The organism is Streptomyces himalayensis subsp. himalayensis (assembly GCF_013778455.1).
GTDB classification, from domain to species: Bacteria; Actinomycetota; Actinomycetes; order Streptomycetales; family Streptomycetaceae; genus Streptomyces; species Streptomyces himalayensis.
In genome coordinates this window covers 692,190-710,847 of sequence record NZ_JACEHE010000001.1, presented here as the reverse complement: position 1 = coordinate 710,847, position 18,658 = coordinate 692,190, and the positions used below count along the sequence as shown (strand labels likewise).

Here is an 18,658-nt window from a genome sequence, read left to right as displayed (position 1 = left end):
CTGGTGTGGTTCGTGGGCCGGTGGCGCGTGGCCCGCCGACCCGGATTGGTCCGAGTCCCACCGTAGGGCCGGGGGCAGCCGGGGTCGCTTGTCCGGTACGGAGTGATAGGGGCGCCTGGTACACCGCTTTGGCAGTGTCGCGGGCCGGGCGTCGGGCGGGCGCCTTCGCGGTGATCGCGGCCGGGCGCCCGGCTCGTCACTCGCCCGCCGTCGCCTTCAGCGCCAGCCACAGCTCCATGCGTACGTCCGGGTCGTCGAGGGAGCGGCCGAGGATCTCCTCGACTCGGCGCATCCGGTAGCGCAGTGTGTGCCGGTGGACGCCGAGGTCCGCGGCCGCGGCGTCCCACTGGCCGTGCCGAGAGAGCCACGCCCGCAGCGAGGCGACGAGGTCGCCGCGGCCCCGCGCGTCGTGCTCGTGCAGCGCCCGCAGCAGCCCGTCCGCGAAGGCGCGTACCGCGTCGTCGGCGAGCAGCGGCAGCACGGAGCCGGCGGCAAGCTCCTCGTGTTCGACAAGGCAACGTCCGCGCCGGCGGGCCACGGACAGGGCCTGTTCGGCCTGCTTGAAGGCGGTGGCGGCGGCGATCGGGCCGGTCGGCGCGGACAGGCCCACGACGAGTTCGTCGTGCTCCTCCACGGGCTCCTCCCGGATCACGGCACGGGCGCCCTCCAGCGCCGCGGCGTGGTCGGTGCAGGCGCGCACGGCCGCGCCGCCGTCGGCGGCGAGCAGGACGAGCCGTTCTCCGTCCGGGACGACGAGGAGTGCTTCACCGGCGCGTGCGGCAGCGGCCTCGACGAGCTCCGCGAGCGCGGTCGGGTCGTCGGCGGCTACGTCGGCCACGGCGGCGGCCGATGGCTGGGCGGCCGGCACGCGCGCGTGGCTGTTGTCCTTCGCCCGCACGGGCCCGTCCCCCGCGTGTGTACCTTCGGTCTCGCCGGCCCCTGCCCCTCCGTCCGTGGCCGCGCCTCTGGCGTGGGCTCTCGCCGCCGAGGCCGGTGCCGTCTCCGCGAGGATCACGCGGAAGGGCGCATCCAGCAGCCCTCCGTACAGGTCCCCTGCGACGGCGCGGGCGTGGTCGGGCTGCCCGGCGAGCAGCATCCGCAGTACGGCGGCGCCGATGCGTTGCTCGGCGGCGTGCAGGGAACGGGACCGTTCCGTGGTGAGCGTCAACAGGGCGATCGCCGAGTGCACGGCGTACCGCTCGGCGGTGCCCAGCGTCGACGCCGTGCCGACGGCGAGTGCGGCGCGGGGGCGGCGGCCGGTGCCGAGCGAGTGCAGCTCCACACGGTCCTCGCCGCTCCCGTCGCCCGCGGAGCCGCCCACGACGGCGCTCGCGGGAGCGGTCCGCAGGTGCAGCCGCTCGACATCAGGGGTGAGCCGGGCAGCCCGGCGAGCGGCCCACTCGGGCGCGGCGGCGACGACGGCGCCGGACGCGTCGTACATCGCCGCCCAGCCGTCGACCTGCGCGGCGAGCGCGGCGAGCAGCCCCTCGGGGCCCCCGCTCAGCGCCTGCTTGGTCAGCTCGCGCTGGGCCGCGAACCCGGCGGTCACCGCCCGGTACTGATCGGCCGCGATGGCAGCCGAGACGGCCTTGCTGATGGCCAGGAACGGCGTCCGTCGCGGCACCTCGAGCAGCGGCAGGCCCTCCGCCTCGGCCGCCTCGACGAGCGCGTCGGGGATGTCCTCGTAGTTGACGCCGACGGCGAAGCCCAGCCCGACGACACCGGCGCCCACCAGCCGCTTCACATAGCGGCGCATCGCCTCGGGGTCCTCCGCGTCCAGCTTGAGCGCGGTGATCAAGAGCAGCTCGCCGCCCTCCATGTAGGGCACGGGGTCGGCGAGCTCGCTCACGTGCGCCCATCGGACAGGGGTGTCCAGATGCTGCTCGCCCGCGCGCACCCTGAGCTTGAGCGCGGAGTGCTGGACGAGCGAGGCGAGCGTGGGGCGCATGGGTCTTCAGATCTTCTTCACAGGTCGTCGTTCGAGGTGGTGGCGACGTGTCATCGGCGTTCATGCCGTGGTGACGCCGGGGCGCTTCATTGGCCGCCGCGTATGAACGACCACTGTCGATTCTGCCTCACCGTACGGTGCCCCAGTGATCGAATGTCCGGACGTCCTGCACATCCCGGCACACTCCGCCGGCCTCGGCCTCAGCTTCTGAGATCCACCAGCAGCGGCGGCGCGTGTTCACCGCGTACGTCGGTGAGGGACAGCACCGCATGCCCGGGCGGTACGCCGTGGGCCAGCTCGGAGGCGGACCAGCGCTCGCGCTCGACCTGTCGGACGGTCACCGCACGGGCGGTGGGGGCGTGGCCGGTGATCACGCGCCGCAGGACGTGCACGGTCTTGCCGAGCGGGGTCTCGGCGATGATCTGCCGGTCGGTGACGTCACGCGCCTCGGTCCACTCCTTGCCCCACACCTCCGCGAAGTCCTGCCCGTCCCACGGGGTGAGTCCCGACAGCGCCATACGGCAGCCGATCGAGCCCAGGAGGGGCCCTCGGAGCGGCCGCGGGACGTCGTCGAGCGTGCGCAGCGTCAGTACGGTGCCGGCGTTCGCCGACCGCAGCCGCTGGATGCCGCGTACCGCCTCGGGCGTGACCACGCCCGTCGCGTCGTCGAGGACGAGGCAGGCGAACAGCGACCGGTCGTCGCGGAGGGCGGCACTCGCCGTGAACTGGGCGAGCACGAGACGGGCGAGGATCCGGGAGGCGTCTGCGTGCCCGCGCTCGGGCAGGTCGATACGGACCCGGACGGGGTGGTCGAGCGCCCGCAGCGAGAACGGACGCCCCTGACCCGATGTGTCGAAGAAGGCCGCGAAGGCGGGCCGGTCGAGCAGCGCGATCCGGTCGGCGAGCACACCGCTCAGATCTCCGAGATGCCCCAACTGCCGCTCTCGCGCGTCGAGTTCCCGCAGCATCGGCTCCTGCCCCGCGTCGGTGAGCGCCCTGCGCAGGGCACCGAGCGGACCGGGCGCACCGTCCAGGAGCTGCCGCAGCTCGGGCACGGAGGGGAAGCGGCCGTGGACGGCGTGGAACGGCCCGAGCAGCTGGGCGAGCACGGTCGTGGAGCGACGGCTGTCGCCGCCCGGGTGCGGGTCCGCGAGGTCGCCGACGAGGGCCTCGGCGAGAACGGCTGCGGCCTCGTCGGGATCGTGGCTTCCGCCGTACAGATCGAGGTCGTAGACGGATTCGGGGTTGCCGATCCGGACGACGACGTCGTACGCGTCGGCGGGCCCAAGCCCGGCGCCCGCGGCGCCCACCACGACCACGGCGGCCCGCCCCGCCAGCGCCTGCAGGCACAGCGACTCGGCGAGCGGCCGTACGACACTGCCGGTCTTGCCGGATCCGGCCGGGCCGACGGCGAGCAGAGAGGTGCCGAGCAGATCGGGGCCGAGCGCCAGCCCGGTGCCGCGGTACTGGTAGGGGTTGCGCGGGTCGTCGGCGGTCGTGCCGATCCGTACCTGCGCGGTGGCGAGGTCGTGCCGGGCTGCGCGGACGGGGAGGTCGCGCTCGCCGGAGGGGTGCAGGCAGGCGGCGGCACCGTCCTTGAGGACGGCGCGGGTGAAGGCCGCGAGGTTGTGCCGCCCGGTGCGCACGCCCTGCCACGCGCGCGTGATCCTCGCGTGGTCGACGTCGCGCATCAGCCCGGCGCGGGCTTCGGCGGCGAGCTTGTCGGCGGCGTCCTGGGCGCCGGCGGCCCTGAGCTGGGGCCATTGGGCGGGATCCTCGGCGGGCGCGGGCGGGGGTTCGGCCCTCGGCGCGGCAGGGCGCCACGCGGGAAACCCGTACCGCCGCCAGAGCTCGGACCACCGGCCGAGCCGCCCCACCCCGACCATGATCAGAAGCGCGACGACGGTGTAGTACGCGTAGACGGCGACGACAGCGGCGAACGAGTGGGGCTCGGCCCAGGAGTCGGGAATCATCGCGTAGAGCGGCAGCAGCCACCATCCGCCCAGATACCCGTTCCACAGCAGCGACCAGATCAGCCACCCCACGAGGAACGCGATCAACGCCCCGCTGAGCAGCTGCCGCGCCGGAACGACCTCGGGCTCCTCGGCGGGCCGCGGCCGATGCCCGAACCGCCACACACCGGGCGCGGCCTCGGGCCGCGGCGCCCGCAACCAGGCCAGAAAGGCGGACCCGTCGGGGACGGGAGGAGGGCCGGGCGCCTGCGCGGGCCGGGGCGGGATGTCGACGGACGGCTCGGCGGCAGGGGGCTGCGCGGGCTGTTCAGGCTGCGCGGGCCGCCCGGCCTGCGGTGGCACGTCAGCCGGGGGCACTTCGGCCGCGGGCTGGGCATCCGGCGACGGCGCGCCGGTCCACGGACCGGCGGCCGGGGACCGCTCAGGGTACGCCGGCACGCCGGCCGACGGCCCCGCGTGGGGGGACCCCGACGGCACATCCGCCGACGCCCCGGCGGCGGACGGCTGCGACGGCACGCCATCCGGCGGACCGGCGTCCGATGTCTGGGCCTCTGCCAACCACCTCGGCACATCAGCCCGCCGCACGGCGTCCGGGGACTGCGTGGGCCACGACGGCACCTCGCCCGGCCGCGGTGCGTCCGGCGCATGTGCCTGTGCCAGCCGCCTCGGCACCTCGGCCTGCGCCCCGGCGCTCGAGGCCTGCGAGGGCCGCGACGGCACATCGGCCGATCCCCCTCCGGCGGACGGCCGCGACGGCGCATCGCCCGGCGGCCCCGCGGCCGGTCGCCGGGCCGCCGGGCGCGGCACCGGATCGGCCTGTGTGCCGTGTGCGTCCTGCGTGCCGTCGGTGTTCATCGACCCTTGCCCCCTGACCTGCCGGTCCGTGCGTCATCCGCAGTCAATCTAGTGCGCTCGTATGGGGAGTTCACCGGTTACGCGCCCGGGGCTGCGGGAATGCGTCAGCCCCGGCGCGGGGCGCGCGGTGGGCCGCTATGTCCACCACGGACAACCGGCACCTCCGACAACGCCCTCATGGAGCATGCCCGCACCCGTTCCCCGGACCTAGCCTGCGAAGAGAGAACCGAAGCGTCCGGAACAGGAAGCGTCCAAAAGAAGCCTCCGGAAGTCCGGGCATCCGGACATTCCGGAAGAGAATCCCCAGGAGCCCCGCATGAGTGCACTTCCGCAGGAGCGCCGCGTCGTCACCGCCATCCCCGGCCCGAAGTCGCAGGAGCTGCAGGCCCGCCGTACCGCCGCGGTCGCGCAGGGCGTGGGCTCCGTGCTGCCCGTCTTCACCGCGCGTGCGAGTGGCGGCATCATCGAGGACGTCGACGGGAACCGCCTGATCGACTTCGGGTCCGGCATCGCCGTGACCTCCGTCGGCGCCTCCGCCGAGGCCGTCGTACGCCGGGCCTCCGCCCAGCTGCAGGATTTCACCCACACCTGTTTCATGGTCACGCCGTACGAGGGCTACGTGGCCGTCGCCGAGGCGCTCGCCGAGCTGACCCCGGGTGACCACCCGAAGAAGTCCGCCCTGTTCAACTCGGGCGCCGAAGCCGTCGAGAACGCCGTCAAGATCGCGCGTGCGTACACCAAGCGCCAGGCGGTCGTCGTGTTCGACCACGGCTACCACGGCCGCACCAACCTCACGATGGCGCTGACCGCCAAGAACATGCCGTACAAGCACGGCTTCGGCCCGTTCGCCCCCGAGGTCTACCGCGTCCCCGTCGCGTACGGCTACCGCTGGCCGACCGGCCCGGAGAACTGCGGCCCCGAGGCCGCCGCCCAGGCCATCGATCAGATCACCAAGCAGGTCGGCCCGGACAACGTCGCCGCGATCATCATCGAGCCGGTGCTCGGCGAGGGCGGCTTCATCGAGCCGGCGAGGGGCTTCCTGCCCGCGATCGCCCAGTTCGCCAAGGACAACGGCATCGTCTTCGTCGCCGACGAGATCCAGTCCGGCTTCTGCCGCACCGGCCAGTGGTTCGCCTGCGAGGACGAGGGCGTCGTCCCGGACCTGATCACCACGGCGAAGGGCATCGCGGGCGGTCTGCCGCTCGCCGCGGTCACCGGCCGCGCCGAGATCATGGACGCCGCACACGCGGGCGGCCTGGGCGGCACGTACGGCGGCAACCCGGTGGCCTGCGCGGGCGCGCTCGGCGCGATCGAGACGATGAAGGAGCTCGACCTCAACGCCAAGGCCAAGCGCATCGAGGAGGTCATGAAGGACCGCCTCACCGCGATGCAGGAGAAGTACGACGTCATCGGCGACGTGCGCGGCCGCGGCGCCATGATCGCCATCGAGCTGGTCAAGGACCCGGCCACCAAGGAGCCCGCCCCGGAGGCCACCGCCGCGCTCGCCAAGGCCTGCCACCAGGAGGGCCTGCTGGTGCTGACCTGCGGCACCTACGGCAACGTGCTCCGCTTCCTGCCGCCGCTGGTCATCGGCGAGGACCTGCTCACCGAGGGCCTGGACATCATCGAGTCGGCCCTGGCCCGCATCTGAGTCCGCGACTCACCCGGAGCGACTCACCCGGAGCGACTCACCCGGAGCCGCGATCTGCCCAAAAAGGGCCGGTCGCGGCTCCGTATGTGCTCTGACATGTGTGGACGCCACACCGTAGAACTCTCGTGACCTGGGGTAACGGTCGGAGCATGTGAAGAACGTGTGCGAGGGCCATGGCAGGATGCCGTTCCGCCTGTTCGGTCCCGCACCCCTGCCGTAGGTTCTAAGCAGATGAGAGAGACACCCCGCCCACAGGGAACTGTGGGCGACGCCAGGTCGTGGCCTCCCCAGCTTCGTCCTGGTCGTGCCTTCGCGCACACACCCGGAGTTTCAGGCTCCGGAACTCCTCACCGATCGGATGGCCGCCCGCCCCAAACCCCCCGGGGCGTGCGGCACACCGATCAGGACGGCCGCCCCGGAACTACCCCCCCTGTTCCGGGGCGGCCGAACGCGCGTTGGGGCATGCGCACCCAGGCCCTGTCTGCCCTTCTCCTCCTCTTCGGACTCCTCACCTGGCAGGTGGCCGGCAAGGGCCCGCTGCGCCGACTGGACGAGCGCTTCGGCCTGGCGGCGAGACAGACCCGCCTCCCCGACACCGTGGCGGAGTTCTTCGCCGACCTGGGCAGCGTGACGATCGCGGTACCGGTCCTCGCCGGGGTCGCCGGCTATGTCGCCTGGCAGGCCCGCCGTACCGGTGCGCCCCGCTGGTGGCTGCCGCCCCTGGCCGCCACGCTGGCGATGGCGGCCGTCCCCTTGCTTGTCGTCCCGCTCAAGCTCCTGATCGACCGCCCCGGCCCGCCCGGCATGGCGGGCCACGGCTTCTACCCCTCGGGGCACACCGCCACCGCGGCCGTGGCGTACGGGGCGGCAACGCTGCTCATGCTTCCGTACCTGCGCGGCAGCGCCTACACCCGCCGCGAAGTGGTGATCGGCTGTCTGCTGCTGAACGCGACGGTGGGCTTCGGCCTGGTGCGCCGCGGCTACCACTGGCCGCTCGACGTGCTGGGCAGCTGGTGCCTGTTCGGAGCTCTCCTCGTGGTGCTGAGCGCATGTCTCGACAGGTTCGGCGATGAGCCGGGCAGCTCGTCTCCTTCGTCCGGCAGTCCAGCGCAGCCTTCGCCGTAAACGGCCGCACGCGCGCGTGGCGGCCCCGTTCGGGTGCCGAAGGCGCACGCGCGCGTGGGTCGTTCAGCTGTCGAAGCCCAGGCCCAGCCTGTCCATGACCTTCAGCCACGCGTTACGCCGGCCGCCGTTCGCGTCGGCGCGCGCCAGCGACCACTTGGTGAGCGCGATGCCCGTCCAGGCGAACGGCTCGGGCGGGAAGGGCAGCGGCTTCGTGCGGACCATCTCCAGGGCCGTACGTTCGGTGCGTTCGCCTGCCAGCAGATCGAGCATGACGTCCGCACCGAAACGGGTGGTGCCCACGCCGAGGCCCGTGTAGCCGGCAGCGTAGGCGACGCGGCCCTTGTGCGCCGTGCCGAAGAAGGCCGAGAAGCGGGAGCAGGTGTCGATGGCGCCGCCCCACGCGTGCGTGAAGCGCAGCCCCTCGAGCTGCGGGAAGCAGCGGAAGAAGTGGCCGGCGAGCTTCGCGTAGGTCTCCGGGCGGTCGTCGTACTCGGCGCGCACGCGGCCGCCGTACGGGTAGACGGCGTCGTAGCCGCCCCACAGGATGCGGTTGTCCGCCGACAGCCGGAAGTAGTGGAACTGGTTGGCGCAGTCGCCCAGGCCCTGGCGGTTCTTCCAGCCGATCGAGGCCAGTTGCGTGGCGCTCAGCGGCTCGGTCATCAGGGCGTAGTCGTAGACCGGGACGGTGTACGAACGGACGCGTCTGACCAGGGACGGGAAGACGTTGGTGCCGAGGGCGACACGGCGGGCCAGGATCCGGCCGTACGGCGTGCGGACGCCCATGCCCGCGCCGCGCGGCGTCAGCGAGAGGGCCGGCGTGTGCTCGTACACCCGCACTCCCAGCGAGAGGCAGGCGCGCTTGAGGCCCCAGGCGAGCTTGGCGGGGTGGAGCAGGGCGACGCCCCGGCGATCCCAGAGTCCGCCGGTGAATGTCGGTGAATCGACTTGTTCCCGTACCGCGTCCGCGTCCAGGAGTTCGATGTCGTCCGCGAGGCCGAGACGGCTCATCGCCTCGTACGTCTCGCGGAGCTCCTCGGCCTGGTACGGCTCGGTGGCGACATCGATCTCGCCGCTGCGCTCGAAGTCGCAGTCGAGCGAGTAGCGGGCGACGGCCTCCTCGATGGCGTCGAGGTTGCGGGCGCCGAGCTCCTCGAGCTGCCCGATCTCGTCCGGCCAGCGGGACAGGCCGTTCGCGAAGCCGTGGGTGAGCGATGCGGCACAGAAGCCGCCGTTGCGGCCGGAGGCGGCCCAGCCCACCTCACGGCCCTCGACGAGCACCACATCGCGGTCCGGATCGCGCTCCTTGGCGAGCAGCGCGGTCCACAGTCCGCTGTAGCCGCCGCCGACGACGAGCAGATCGCACTGCTCGTCGCCGGTGAGGGCCGGTTCGGGGCGCGGCCTGCCGGGGTCGTCCAGCCAGTAGGACACCGGCTGGGCGTCGGAAAGAGATTTCGTCCACTGGTTCATGGCGCTTGGGGCCATGATTGTCAACTCCCCACAGATTTCCGGAAAGGTGTGGAAGGTTATGCCTTCTGCCTGCTGCGGCGGCCGACCATCATTCCGGCCAGGACGCACAGGACGGCCACGAGGAACATCGCTGTACCGATGACATTTATCTGGACGGGCGTACCGCGCTGTGCGGATCCCCAGACGAACATCGGGAAGGTGACGGTCGAGCCGGCATTGAAATTGGTGATGATGAAATCGTCGAAGGAGAGCGCGAAGGCGAGCAGCGCGCCCGCGGCGATTCCAGGGGCGGCGATCGGCAGCGTGACCCTGATGAACGTCTGGAAGGGGCCCGCATAAAGGTCCTGTGCCGCCTGCTCGAGGCGCGGGTCCATCGACATCACACGCGCTTTCACGGCCGTGACCACGAAGCTCAGGCAGAACATGATGTGCGCGATGAGGATCGTCCAGAAGCCCAGCGGGGTTCCCATGTTCAGGAACAGCGTGAGCAGCGAGGCGGCCATGACGACCTCGGGCATCGCCATCGGCATGAAGATCAGCGAGTTGACGGCCCCGCGGGCCCGGAAGCGGTAGCGGACGAGCGCGAAGGCGATCATCGTGCCGAGGACGGTGGCGCCGAGCGTGGCCCAGGCGGCGATCTGCAGGCTGAGGGCGAGCGAACCGCACAGGTCGGCGACGCCGCACGGGTCGGTCCAGGCGTCCGTGGAGAACTTCTGCCATTCGTAGTTGAAGCGCCCCTTCGGATCATTGAAGGAGAACACCGTCACGACGATATTCGGCAGGAGCAGATAAGCGAGCGTCAGCAGCCCCGCTATGACGACGAGATTCCTGCGAATCGAGCGCCCGAAGGATCCAAGGGACATCAGACGAGATCCTCCGTTCCGGACTTGCGGATGTAGAGGGTGACCATGACGAGGATCGCGGCCATGAGAATGAAGGACAGCGCGGCGGCCGTCGGATAGTCGAGAATCCGCAGGAACTGTGTCTGGATGACGTTGCCGACCATTCGAGTGTCGGTGGAGCCGAGCAGATCCGCGTTCACGTAGTCGCCGCTGGCGGGAATGAACGTGAGCAGCGTTCCGGAGACGACGCCCGGCATGGAGAGCGGGAAGGTCACCTTGCGGAAGGTCGTGAACGGCTTCGCGTAGAGATCGCCCGCCGCCTCGTGCAGCCGACCGTCGATGCGCTCCAGCGAGGTGTACAGCGGCAGGATCATGAACGGCAGGAAGTTGTACGTCAGGCCGCAGACCACCGCGAGCGGTGTGGCCAGGACGCGCTCGCCGGCCGTGATGCCGAGCCAGCTCGTGACGTCCAGGACGTGCAGGCTGCTCAGGGCGCCGACGACCGGGCCGCCGTCCGCGAGGATCGTCTTCCAGGCGAGCGTACGGATCAGGAAGCTCGTGAAGAACGGCGCGATGACGAGGACCAGGATCACGTTCCGCCAGCGGCCCGCGCGGAAGGCGATCAGATACGCGAGGGGATAGCCGAGCAGCAGGCACAGCACGGTCGCCACGCCCGCGTAGAGCACCGAGCGCAGGAACTGGGGCCAGTACTCGGACAGCGCGTCCCAGTAGGTGGCGAAGTGCCAGGTGACCTTGTAACCCTCCTCCAGGGAGCCCGTCTGCACGGACGTGGAGGCCTGGTAGACCATCGGCAGCGCGAAGAAGACCAGCAGCCACAGGATGCCGGGGAGCAGCAGCCAGTACGGGACGAGGCGGCCGCGCCTGCGCGGCCTCCGCGGTTCCTCGACGGGTGTGGGCGCGAGCGGTGGCGCCTCGGTGACGGTCGTCATGCGGCGGCCTCTTCCTCGACCGACTCGACACCCGCATCGATGTCCTGGTTGGCATCCAGGCCGAAGGTGTGGGCCGGGCTCCAGTGCAGGACCACCTCGGCGCCGGGCACGAGGCGCCCGTCGCGCTCGATGTTCTGGACGTACACCGCGAACTCGTCGCAGACCGGGCTGTCGATGACGTACTGCGTCGAGACGCCGATGAAACTGGCGTCGGCGATGGTGCCGGTGATGCGGTTGCGGCCCTCGGGGATCGAGCCGGCGTCGTCCGCGTGCGTGAGGGAGATCTTCTCGGGGCGTATGCCGACGAGCACCTTGCCGCCGGCGGAGGCGGGGGCGGAGCAGCGCGCGGCGGGCAGGACCAGCTTGCTGTCGGCCGCCTTGACGATGATCTCGTCGCCGCTCTTCGCGTCGACCTCGGCCTCGATGAGGTTGGAGGTGCCGAGGAAGTTGGCGACGAACGTGGACTGCGGGTTCTCGTAGAGCTCGGCGGGCGAGCCGAGCTGCTCGACACGGCCGGCGTTCATCACCGCGACCGTGTCGGCCATGGTCATGGCCTCCTCCTGGTCGTGCGTGACATGGATGAACGTGATGCCCACCTCGGTCTGGATGCGCTTGAGTTCGAGCTGCATCTGGCGGCGCAGCTTGAGGTCGAGGGCGCCCAGCGGCTCGTCGAGCAGCAGCACCTTCGGGTGGTTGATCAGCGCTCGGGCGACGGCGACGCGCTGCTGCTGGCCGCCGGAGAGCTGGTGCGGCTTCTTGCGGACCTGCTCGCCGAGCTGGACCAGCTCGAGCATCTCCTCGACCTGCTTCTTCACGGACTTGATGCCGCGCCGGCGCAGACCGAAGGCGACGTTCTCGAAGACGTCGAGGTGCGGGAAGAGCGCGTACGACTGGAAGACGGTGTTGACGGGCCGCTTGTACGGGGGCAGCGCGGTCACGTCCTGGTCGCCGAGCGCGACCGTGCCGGTGGTCGGCTCCTCCAGGCCGGCGATCATGCGCAGCGTGGTGGTCTTGCCGCAGCCGGACGCGCCGAGCAGCGCGAAGAAACTGCCCTGCGGCACGGTGAGATCGAGGGGGTGGACGGCGGTGAAGGAGCCGTAGGTCTTACTGATCCCGGAAAGGCGAACGTCGCCGTTGGTGTCTGTCATCTTGGGGATTCCCAGCGTTCGAGGGGGACGGGTACTGGCTGTGGGCAGGCGCCAGCGCCTACGCCCCTGTGAGCTTGGCGAACTTCTCCTCGTACGCCGTCTCTTCCTTCGGCGTCAGCGACCGGAAGGCGTTGGACTTGGCGGCCATGGCCTTGTCGGGAATGATCAGCGGGTTGTTCGCCGCGTCCTCGTCGATCTTCGCGAGCTCCGCGCGCACCCCGTCGACGGGGCACACGTAGTTGATGTAGGCGGCGAGCTGCGCGGCCGGGCCCGGCTCGTAGTAGTAGTCGATGAGCCGCTCGGCGTTGGTCTTGTGGCGCGCCTTGTTGGGGACCAGCAGGTTGTCCGTGGACGTGAGATAGCCGCTGTCGGGGATGACGAAGTCGACGTCCGGGTTGTCCGCCTTGAGCTGGACGACGTCGCCGGCCCAGGCGAGACAGGCCGCGAGGTCGCCCTTGGTGAGGTCCGACGTGTAGTCGTTGCCGGTGAAGCGGCGTATCTGTCCCTTGTCGACGGCCTTCTGAAGACGCGCGACCGTCGCGTCGAAGTCGTCGTCCGTGAACTTCCCGGGGTCCTTGCCCATGTCGAGCATCGTCATGCCGATGCTGTCGCGCATCTCGGAGAGGAAGCCGACGCGCCCCTTGAGCTTGGGGTTGTCGAGCATGTCGGAGACCGAGGAGACCTTTTCGCCGTCCAGGGCCTTCTTGTTGAACGCGATGACGGTCGAGATGCCGGTCCAGGGGTACGAGTAGGCCCGTCCCGGGTCCCAGTCGGGGCTCCGGAACTGGGACGACAGATTGGCGTACGCATGCGGCAGGTTGGACGGGTCCAGTTTCTGGACCCACCCGAAGCGGATGAGCCGGGCGGCGAGCCAGTCGGTGACGCAGATGAGGTCGCGCCCGGTGTCCTGACCGGCCGCCAGCTGCGGCTTGATCTTGCCGAAGAACTCGACGTTGTCGTTGATGTCCTCGGTGTACTTGACCTTGATCCCGGTGCGTTTGGTGAAAGCGTCCAGGGTGGGGTGGTGCTTCTCGCTCTCGTCGACGTCCATGTACTCGGTCCAGTTGGAGAAGTTGATCTCATTCTCCTTCGCCGAGTGGTCCTGGGACGAGACGCCCTGGGTCTTGCTCGCCGGGGGGATGCCGCAGCCGCTGAGCACCCCGAGCCCGCCGACGGCGAGCGCGCCGCCGGTGGAGGCACGCAGCAGGGAACGGCGGGTGAGGGCTGCTCTGCCGTTCCTCATACTGCGCCGCATGGCGGCCAGTTGGGCTGGGGGGAGGCTGTCGGGCTCGTACTGCTGCATGCGCGTGGTGCCCTTTCGGGTCGGTTCCCTGGGGGTGGTGCCCTTGTTGGGGGGTGGATGCCTGGGGTGCCTTGCGGGTGGTGGGTGCCTGGGGTGCCTTGCGGTTGGTGGGTGCCTGGGGTGCCTTGCGGGTGGTGGGTGCCGCTGACCGGGCGGCTGCTACCGGTCCCCGAAAATCGTGCGGTGCCAGTCCTTCCTGGCCGCCGCGGTGTTGTCGAACATGACGTGCTTGAGCTGCGTGTACTCGTCGAAGGAGTACGAGGACATGTCTTTGCCGAAGCCGGACGCCTTGTATCCGCCGTGCGGCATCTCGCTGATGATCGGGATGTGGTCGTTGACCCAGACGCATCCCGCCTTGATCTCGCGGGTCGCGCGGTTGGCGCGGTACACGTCGCGGCTCCAGGCGGAGGCCGCGAGGCCGTACGGGATGTCGTTGGCGAGCCGGATGCCCTCGTCGTCGCTGTCGAAGGGCAGTACGGCGAGCACGGGGCCGAAGATCTCGGACTGCACGATCTCACTGTCCTGCGGGGCGTCCGCGATCAGCGTCGGCTTGTAGTAGGCGCCGTTCCGCAGGGCGCCGCCCGGTGCCTCACCGCCGGTGACGACGCGGGCGTAGCCCCTGGCGCGCTCGACGAATCCGGCGACGCGGTCGCGCTGGACGTGGGAGATGAGCGGGCCGAGGTCGGTGGACACGTCGAAGGGGTCGCCGAGCCGGACCGTCTCCATCAGGTCGGCGACGCCCTGGACGAACGCCTCGTAGAGCGGACGTTGCACGTACGCGCGCGTGGCGGCCGTGCAGTCCTGCCCGGTGTTGATGAGCGCGCCCGCGACCGCACCGTGGACGGCGGCCTCGAGGTCGGCGTCGTCGAACACCACGAAGGGCGCCTTGCCGCCGAGTTCGAGGTGGAGGCGCTTGACGGTGGCGGTGGCGATCTCGGCGACGCGCTTGCCGACGGCCGTCGATCCGGTGAAGGACGTCATGGCGACGTCGGGCTGCCCGACGAGGTGCTCGCCGGCGTCCCGGCCCAGGCCGGTGACGATGTTGACGACACCGTCGGGGATGCCCGCCTCTGTGGCCGCCTGCGCGAAGAGCAGAGACGTCAGGGGCGTCAGCTCGGACGGCTTCAGGACGATGGTGTTGCCGGCGGCGATGGCCGGCAGGACCTTCCAGGCGGCCATCTGGAGCGGGTAGTTCCAGGGGGCGATGGAGCCGACGACCCCGATCGGCTCGCGCCGGACGTACGAGGTGTGGTCGCCGCTGTACTCCCCCGCTGACTGCCCCTGGAGATGCCGCGCGGCGCCCGCGAAGAACGCGGTGTTGTCGATCGTGCCCGGCACGTCGAACTCCCGGCTCAGCTTGATCGGTTTGCCGCACTGCAGCGACTCGGCCTGCGCGAACTCCTCGGCGCGCTCGGCGAGTACGGCCGCGAAACGGTGCATCGCGTCGGAGCGCTCCCCCGGCGTTGCCCCGGCCCAGCCCGGAAAGGCCTCGCGCGCGGCGGCGACGGCTGCGTCGACGTCGTCGGGGCCCCCGAGTTCGTACGTGTACACCTCGTCGCCCGTGGCGGGGTCGACGACCGCGTGGGTGCGGCCCGAGGTCCCTTTGGTCAGCCGGCCCGCGATGTACTGCGCGCCGTCCGCGAAGCGGTCCTGAGCCGACAGGCGGTTGCGGTTTCCGTGCCCCGTGGTGTGCATGTCGCTCTCCTCCGCCGACCTCCCGTTTGCGTGAGGGCGGGCGTAGCTCCAGCTCGATTTGAGTGCCGATCCTGACAGAGCCATACTCCTCCAACAAGTGATTCCGTTGTTTCCTTTTGGTTACGCGACGGAATCTGTCGAGAAGCAGGTGTGGCAGAAATGGAAAGCCAGGCGTTGTGTCAGTGGTGCCTGCCAGACTCGGCGCATGGTGACGATCGATTCTTGGGAGTCCCTGACCAGGGAGATCCGCTCGGGGGCGAGGATCAAGTACCTCCACTTCTGGGGGCACAGGCCGCGGCCCGACGGGACCATCGGCGCGAGCTGCCTGAGCCAGTGGTGGCCGTCCTCGTTCACGGTCGGCGGTGTGGAGTACGCGACGGCCGAGCACTGGATGATGGCAGCCAAGGCGCGCTTGTTCGACGACGCGGAGGCCGAAGAGGGTGCGCTGGCCGCCTCCTCGCCGGGCGCCGCGAAGAAGGCGGGGCGGTTGGTGCGCGGCTTCGACGAGGCGATATGGGCGCGCGAGCGGTTCGCGATCGTGGTGGAGGGCAGCGTCCACAAGTTCGCGGCGCACGCCGATCTGCGGGAGTTCCTGCTGGCCACGCGGGGCCGTGTGCTCGTCGAGGCCAGTCCCCGGGACCGTATATGGGGCATCGGACTGACCGAGGACGACGAGCGGGCCGGGGATCCGGAGCGCTGGCGCGGGCAGAATCTGCTGGGCTTCGCGCTGATGGAGGCGCGGAAGAGGCTGGCTGCCGGCCTGCCCTGACGATCCGGCGGGCGAACGGTCAGGGCGGGGCGTGCGTCAGGCCTTTGCCCAGGCGCCGGCGATTCGGATGGGGACGACCGCAGGGCTCAGCGGCCGGAGCCCACGATGAGAGAGGTGGAGAAGGGGTCGCTCTCGCCGGACTCCTCGTACTGCTCCATCTGGCTGAAGCCCCAGATCAACAGGCCCACGATCACCATTCCCAGCACGATGCCGACGCTGCCCGTGACGATCCCCGCGACGGCCATCCCTGAGTTGGTGGCCTCACCGCGCTTCGCGAGCTTGCGTCCCTGCAGGCCGAAAATCAGGGCGAGGACGCCGAGCACGACGCTGACCACGCCGTACAGACAGAACAGACAGACGGAGAGGATGCCGAGGACCAGCGCGGCGATGCCCATCCCGTTGCGGGGCTGCGCCGGCATTCCGGGCCACCCGTATCCGGGGTAGCCGTAGCCGGGGTAGCCGTAGCCGCCGTATCCCTGGGCCGCCGCGCGGGAGCTCTCGGGATAGGGCGGGAGACCCCCGTAGCCCAGGTCCGGACCGCCGGGGGCAGGCGGCACCGGGGGCACCGCGTCGCCCGGACCCGGAAACGGCCCCGGACCTGGACCCGGAACCGGACCCGAGCCCGGAGCAGGGCCCGTACCCGGAACCGGACCCCAGCCCGGCCCCCCGGCCACCGGCGCGAAGGAACCGCCCTCCCGGCCGTCGACGAGCGTCTCCTGCTCATGAATCGGCGCAGCCTGCCCGCCCTGCGGCGGAACCAGAGGCTGCGGGCGCTGTGATTGCTGGGGCTTGCCCAGCGCGACCTTGGGGTCGGACTCCGCAGGCGGCGCCCACGGGTCCCGCGGTGCGGAATCACCCGGTATGTGCTGGTCGTTCTCGGTCATCCGGGCGAGCCCCCCTCGTCGTATGTGCTGGTCATGTTAGGCCCACGCCAGCTCGGCGCGGGCCGCCGCCTACTCTGATCCCTGACCCACCGATCAGCCGATCACCAGCGCCTCGCCGCACACCGGACAGGCGCCGTTCCGGGGAGGAAACTTGACCGACCGCCGCGACCACGACCGCCACCGCGATCTGCACACCTTCATCGCCGGACTGCCCAAGGCCGAACTGCACGTGCACCATGTCGGCTCCGCCTCCCCCCGGATCGTCTCGGAACTCGCCGCCCGCCACCCCGACTCCAAGGTGCCGACCGACCCGGAGGCCCTGGCCGATTACTTCACGTTCACGGACTTCGCGCACTTCATCAAGGTGTACCTGTCCGTCGTCGACCTGATCCGCACCCCCGAGGACGTGCGGCTGCTGACGTACGAGGTGGCCCGGGACATGGCCCGGCAGAACGTGCGTTACTCCGAGCTCACCATCACCCCGTACTCGTCGACCCGCCGCGGCATCGACGAGCGGGCCTTCATGGACGCGATCGAGGACGCCCGCAAGGCGGCCGAGGCCGAGCTCGGTGTCGTACTGCGGTGGTGCTTCGACATCCCGGGCGAGGCGGGGCTCGAGTCGGCCGAGGAGACCGCGCGGCTCGCCACCACCGACGGGCTGCGCCCGGAGGGCCTGGTGTCGTTCGGGCTCGGCGGACCCGAGATCGGCGTGCCGCGGCCCCAGTTCAAGCCGTACTTCGATCGCGCTATCGCCGCGGGCCTGCACTCCGTGCCGCACGCGGGCGAGACCACGGGCCCGGGGACGATATGGGACGCCCTGACCGAGCTGCGCGCTGAGCGCATCGGGCACGGCACGAGCGCCACGAAGGACCCGAAGCTGCTCGCCCACCTCGCCGAGCAGCGCATTCCGCTGGAGGTCTGCCCGACCTCCAACATCGCCACCCGCGCCGTCCTCACCCTGGACGAGCACCCCATCAAGGAGATGGTGGCGGCAGGCGTCCTGGTCACGATCAACTCCGACGACCCGCCGATGTTCGGCACGGACCTCAACAACGAGTACGCGGTCGCGGCCCGCCTCCTCGATCTCGACGAGCAGGGGCTCGCCGCCCTCGCGAAGAACGCCGTCGAGGCATCCTTCCTCGATGCACCCGGCAAGGCCCGTATCGCCGGTGAGATCGATACGTACACGGCGGCGTGGCTCGCGGCATGATCCGTCTCCGTAACGGCGGCCTCCGCGACCGTGCCGTCGCGGAGGCCTCGGATGCGGACAATGGGCGCATGCGCACCGTGACAGCCGTGGCCCACCGCGGCGATCCGTACCGCTTCCGCGAGAACACGCTTCCTTCGCTGCGCTCCGCACTCGCCCGGGGCGCGGACGCCGTCGAGTTCGATGTCCGCCTGACCCGCGACGGTGTCCCCGTGCTGCTGCACGACAGGACGCTGAAGCGGCTGTGGGAGCACGACCGGCCGGTCTCCGCGCTGTCGGCCGCCGAGGTGCGCGAGATCACCGGCAACGGCGTACCGACACTGGTGGAGGCCCTGGAGGTACTCGCGGCGCCCGGCAGCGAAAACGGCAACGGTAAGGGCAACGGCAACGCCGGCGGCAGCCGGATCATGGTCGATCTGCCGGACGCCACGCCGAAGGCGGTGCGCACGGTCGTGGGCGTCGTCCGCGACTGCGGCGCCGCCGACCGGGCGTACTACTGCGCGGGCGCGACGGCGATGCTCGCGGTCCGCGCGGCCGATCCGTCCGCCGAGATCGCCCTGACCTGGACGACGCTGGCGCCGCCGCGCCCCGCTCTGCTCGACGCGATACGGCCGCGGTGGCTCAACTACCGTTTCGGGCTGATCGACCGGAAGCTGGCCGACAAGGTGCACCGCGACGGGTATCTGCTGTCCGTCTGGACCCCTGACACCCGCCGCTCCATGCGGCGCCTACTCGATATGGGCATCGACTCGATCACGACCAACCGCATCGACACGCTGTGCGCGCTGCGCCGGGGCAGTTGAGGCGGCGGGACGGCCGCCCCAAGGTGCCGGATCGGTTC

13 protein-coding genes and 1 pseudogene are annotated in these 18,658 nt (G+C 70.9%); 5 read left to right on the top strand and 9 right to left on the bottom strand.

Annotated features, from left to right (window positions below):
* Positions 1-196: 196 nt before the first annotated feature.
* Positions 197-1,948, bottom strand: coding sequence for a PucR family transcriptional regulator (locus H1D24_RS03115; protein WP_181655746.1), 1,752 nt, complete (start codon positions 1,946-1,948; stop codon positions 197-199).
* A 200-nt stretch (positions 1,949-2,148) separates the two neighbouring features.
* Complete coding sequence (locus tag H1D24_RS03110; RefSeq protein ID WP_181655909.1) at positions 2,149-4,188, bottom strand: ATP-binding protein; 2,040 nt, start codon at positions 4,186-4,188, stop codon at positions 2,149-2,151.
* Between the two features lie 904 nt (positions 4,189-5,092).
* Between H1D24_RS03110 and gabT the strand changes: the two genes are divergently transcribed.
* Positions 5,093-6,427 (top strand): 4-aminobutyrate--2-oxoglutarate transaminase, encoded by a 1,335-nt coding sequence (gene gabT, locus H1D24_RS03105; RefSeq protein WP_181655745.1) that lies wholly within the window; start codon positions 5,093-5,095, stop codon positions 6,425-6,427.
* A gap of 462 nt (positions 6,428-6,889) precedes the next feature.
* A complete protein-coding gene (locus H1D24_RS03100) occupies positions 6,890-7,552 on the top strand; it encodes a phosphatase PAP2 family protein (RefSeq protein WP_309484181.1) in 663 nt (220 codons plus the stop codon).
* A gap of 63 nt (positions 7,553-7,615) precedes the next feature.
* Here H1D24_RS03100 and H1D24_RS03095 read toward each other — a convergent pair whose 3' ends face one another.
* The 6 genes from H1D24_RS03095 to H1D24_RS03070 form a co-directional block, all read right to left on the bottom strand.
* A complete protein-coding gene (locus H1D24_RS03095) occupies positions 7,616-9,034 on the bottom strand; it encodes an NAD(P)/FAD-dependent oxidoreductase (protein ID WP_181655743.1) in 1,419 nt (472 codons plus the stop codon).
* A 41-nt stretch (positions 9,035-9,075) separates the two neighbouring features.
* A complete protein-coding gene (locus tag H1D24_RS03090) occupies positions 9,076-9,882 on the bottom strand; it encodes an ABC transporter permease (protein ID WP_067274443.1) in 807 nt (268 codons plus the stop codon).
* Positions 9,882-10,811, bottom strand: coding sequence for an ABC transporter permease (locus tag H1D24_RS03085; protein WP_181655742.1), 930 nt, complete (start codon positions 10,809-10,811; stop codon positions 9,882-9,884). The genes H1D24_RS03090 and H1D24_RS03085 overlap by 1 nt, the downstream gene beginning before the upstream one ends.
* The gene (locus H1D24_RS03080) at positions 10,808-11,959 is read right to left on the bottom strand and encodes an ABC transporter ATP-binding protein (RefSeq protein ID WP_181655741.1); all 1,152 of its coding nucleotides are present in this window, start codon (positions 11,957-11,959) and stop codon (positions 10,808-10,810) included. The genes H1D24_RS03085 and H1D24_RS03080 overlap by 4 nt, the downstream gene beginning before the upstream one ends.
* 58 nt (positions 11,960-12,017) lie before the next feature.
* Complete coding sequence (locus H1D24_RS03075) at positions 12,018-13,262, bottom strand: polyamine ABC transporter substrate-binding protein (protein ID WP_181655740.1); 1,245 nt, start codon at positions 13,260-13,262, stop codon at positions 12,018-12,020.
* Between the two features lie 159 nt (positions 13,263-13,421).
* Positions 13,422-14,957, bottom strand: coding sequence for a gamma-aminobutyraldehyde dehydrogenase (locus tag H1D24_RS03070; protein ID WP_181655739.1), 1,536 nt, complete (start codon positions 14,955-14,957; stop codon positions 13,422-13,424).
* Between the two features lie 205 nt (positions 14,958-15,162).
* Between H1D24_RS03070 and ybiA the strand changes: the two genes are divergently transcribed.
* Complete coding sequence (gene ybiA, locus H1D24_RS03065) at positions 15,163-15,726, top strand: riboflavin biosynthesis intermediates N-glycosidase (RefSeq protein WP_181655738.1); 564 nt, start codon at positions 15,163-15,165, stop codon at positions 15,724-15,726.
* An 86-nt stretch (positions 15,727-15,812) separates the two neighbouring features.
* Here ybiA and H1D24_RS03060 read toward each other — a convergent pair whose 3' ends face one another.
* Entirely contained in the window at positions 15,813-16,610 is a 798-nt protein-coding gene (locus H1D24_RS03060) for a DUF4190 domain-containing protein (RefSeq protein WP_181655737.1), read from the bottom strand.
* Between the two features lie 74 nt (positions 16,611-16,684).
* On the opposite strand from H1D24_RS03060, the pseudogene H1D24_RS03055 reads away from it, so the two are divergent.
* Together H1D24_RS03055 and H1D24_RS03050 are read left to right on the top strand one after the other, a co-directional pair.
* Positions 16,685-17,820: pseudogene (locus H1D24_RS03055) on the top strand (adenosine deaminase).
* Between the two features lie 68 nt (positions 17,821-17,888).
* Positions 17,889-18,620, top strand: a complete 732-nt coding sequence (locus H1D24_RS03050; RefSeq protein WP_181655735.1) for a glycerophosphodiester phosphodiesterase — start codon at positions 17,889-17,891, stop codon at positions 18,618-18,620.
* Positions 18,621-18,658: the final 38 nt, after the last annotated feature.

Coding starts and splice junctions, on each gene's coding strand:
- H1D24_RS03070 (WP_181655739.1), bottom strand. CDS start 14,957: ATGCACACCACGGGGCACGGAAACCGCAACCGCCTGTCGGCTCAGGAC.
- H1D24_RS03115 (WP_181655746.1), bottom strand. CDS start 1,948: ATGCGCCCCACGCTCGCCTCGCTCGTCCAGCACTCCGCGCTCAAGCTC.
- H1D24_RS03095 (WP_181655743.1), bottom strand. CDS start 9,034: ATGGCCCCAAGCGCCATGAACCAGTGGACGAAATCTCTTTCCGACGCC.
- ybiA (WP_181655738.1), top strand. CDS start 15,163: ATGGTGACGATCGATTCTTGGGAGTCCCTGACCAGGGAGATCCGCTCG.
- H1D24_RS03050 (WP_181655735.1), top strand. CDS start 17,889: ATGCGCACCGTGACAGCCGTGGCCCACCGCGGCGATCCGTACCGCTTC.
- H1D24_RS03080 (WP_181655741.1), bottom strand. CDS start 11,959: ATGACAGACACCAACGGCGACGTTCGCCTTTCCGGGATCAGTAAGACC.
- H1D24_RS03100 (WP_309484181.1), top strand. CDS start 6,890: ATGCGCACCCAGGCCCTGTCTGCCCTTCTCCTCCTCTTCGGACTCCTC.
- gabT (WP_181655745.1), top strand. CDS start 5,093: ATGAGTGCACTTCCGCAGGAGCGCCGCGTCGTCACCGCCATCCCCGGC.
- H1D24_RS03060 (WP_181655737.1), bottom strand. CDS start 16,610: ATGACCGAGAACGACCAGCACATACCGGGTGATTCCGCACCGCGGGAC.
- H1D24_RS03075 (WP_181655740.1), bottom strand. CDS start 13,262: ATGCAGCAGTACGAGCCCGACAGCCTCCCCCCAGCCCAACTGGCCGCC.
- H1D24_RS03085 (WP_181655742.1), bottom strand. CDS start 10,811: ATGACGACCGTCACCGAGGCGCCACCGCTCGCGCCCACACCCGTCGAG.
- H1D24_RS03090 (WP_067274443.1), bottom strand. CDS start 9,882: ATGTCCCTTGGATCCTTCGGGCGCTCGATTCGCAGGAATCTCGTCGTC.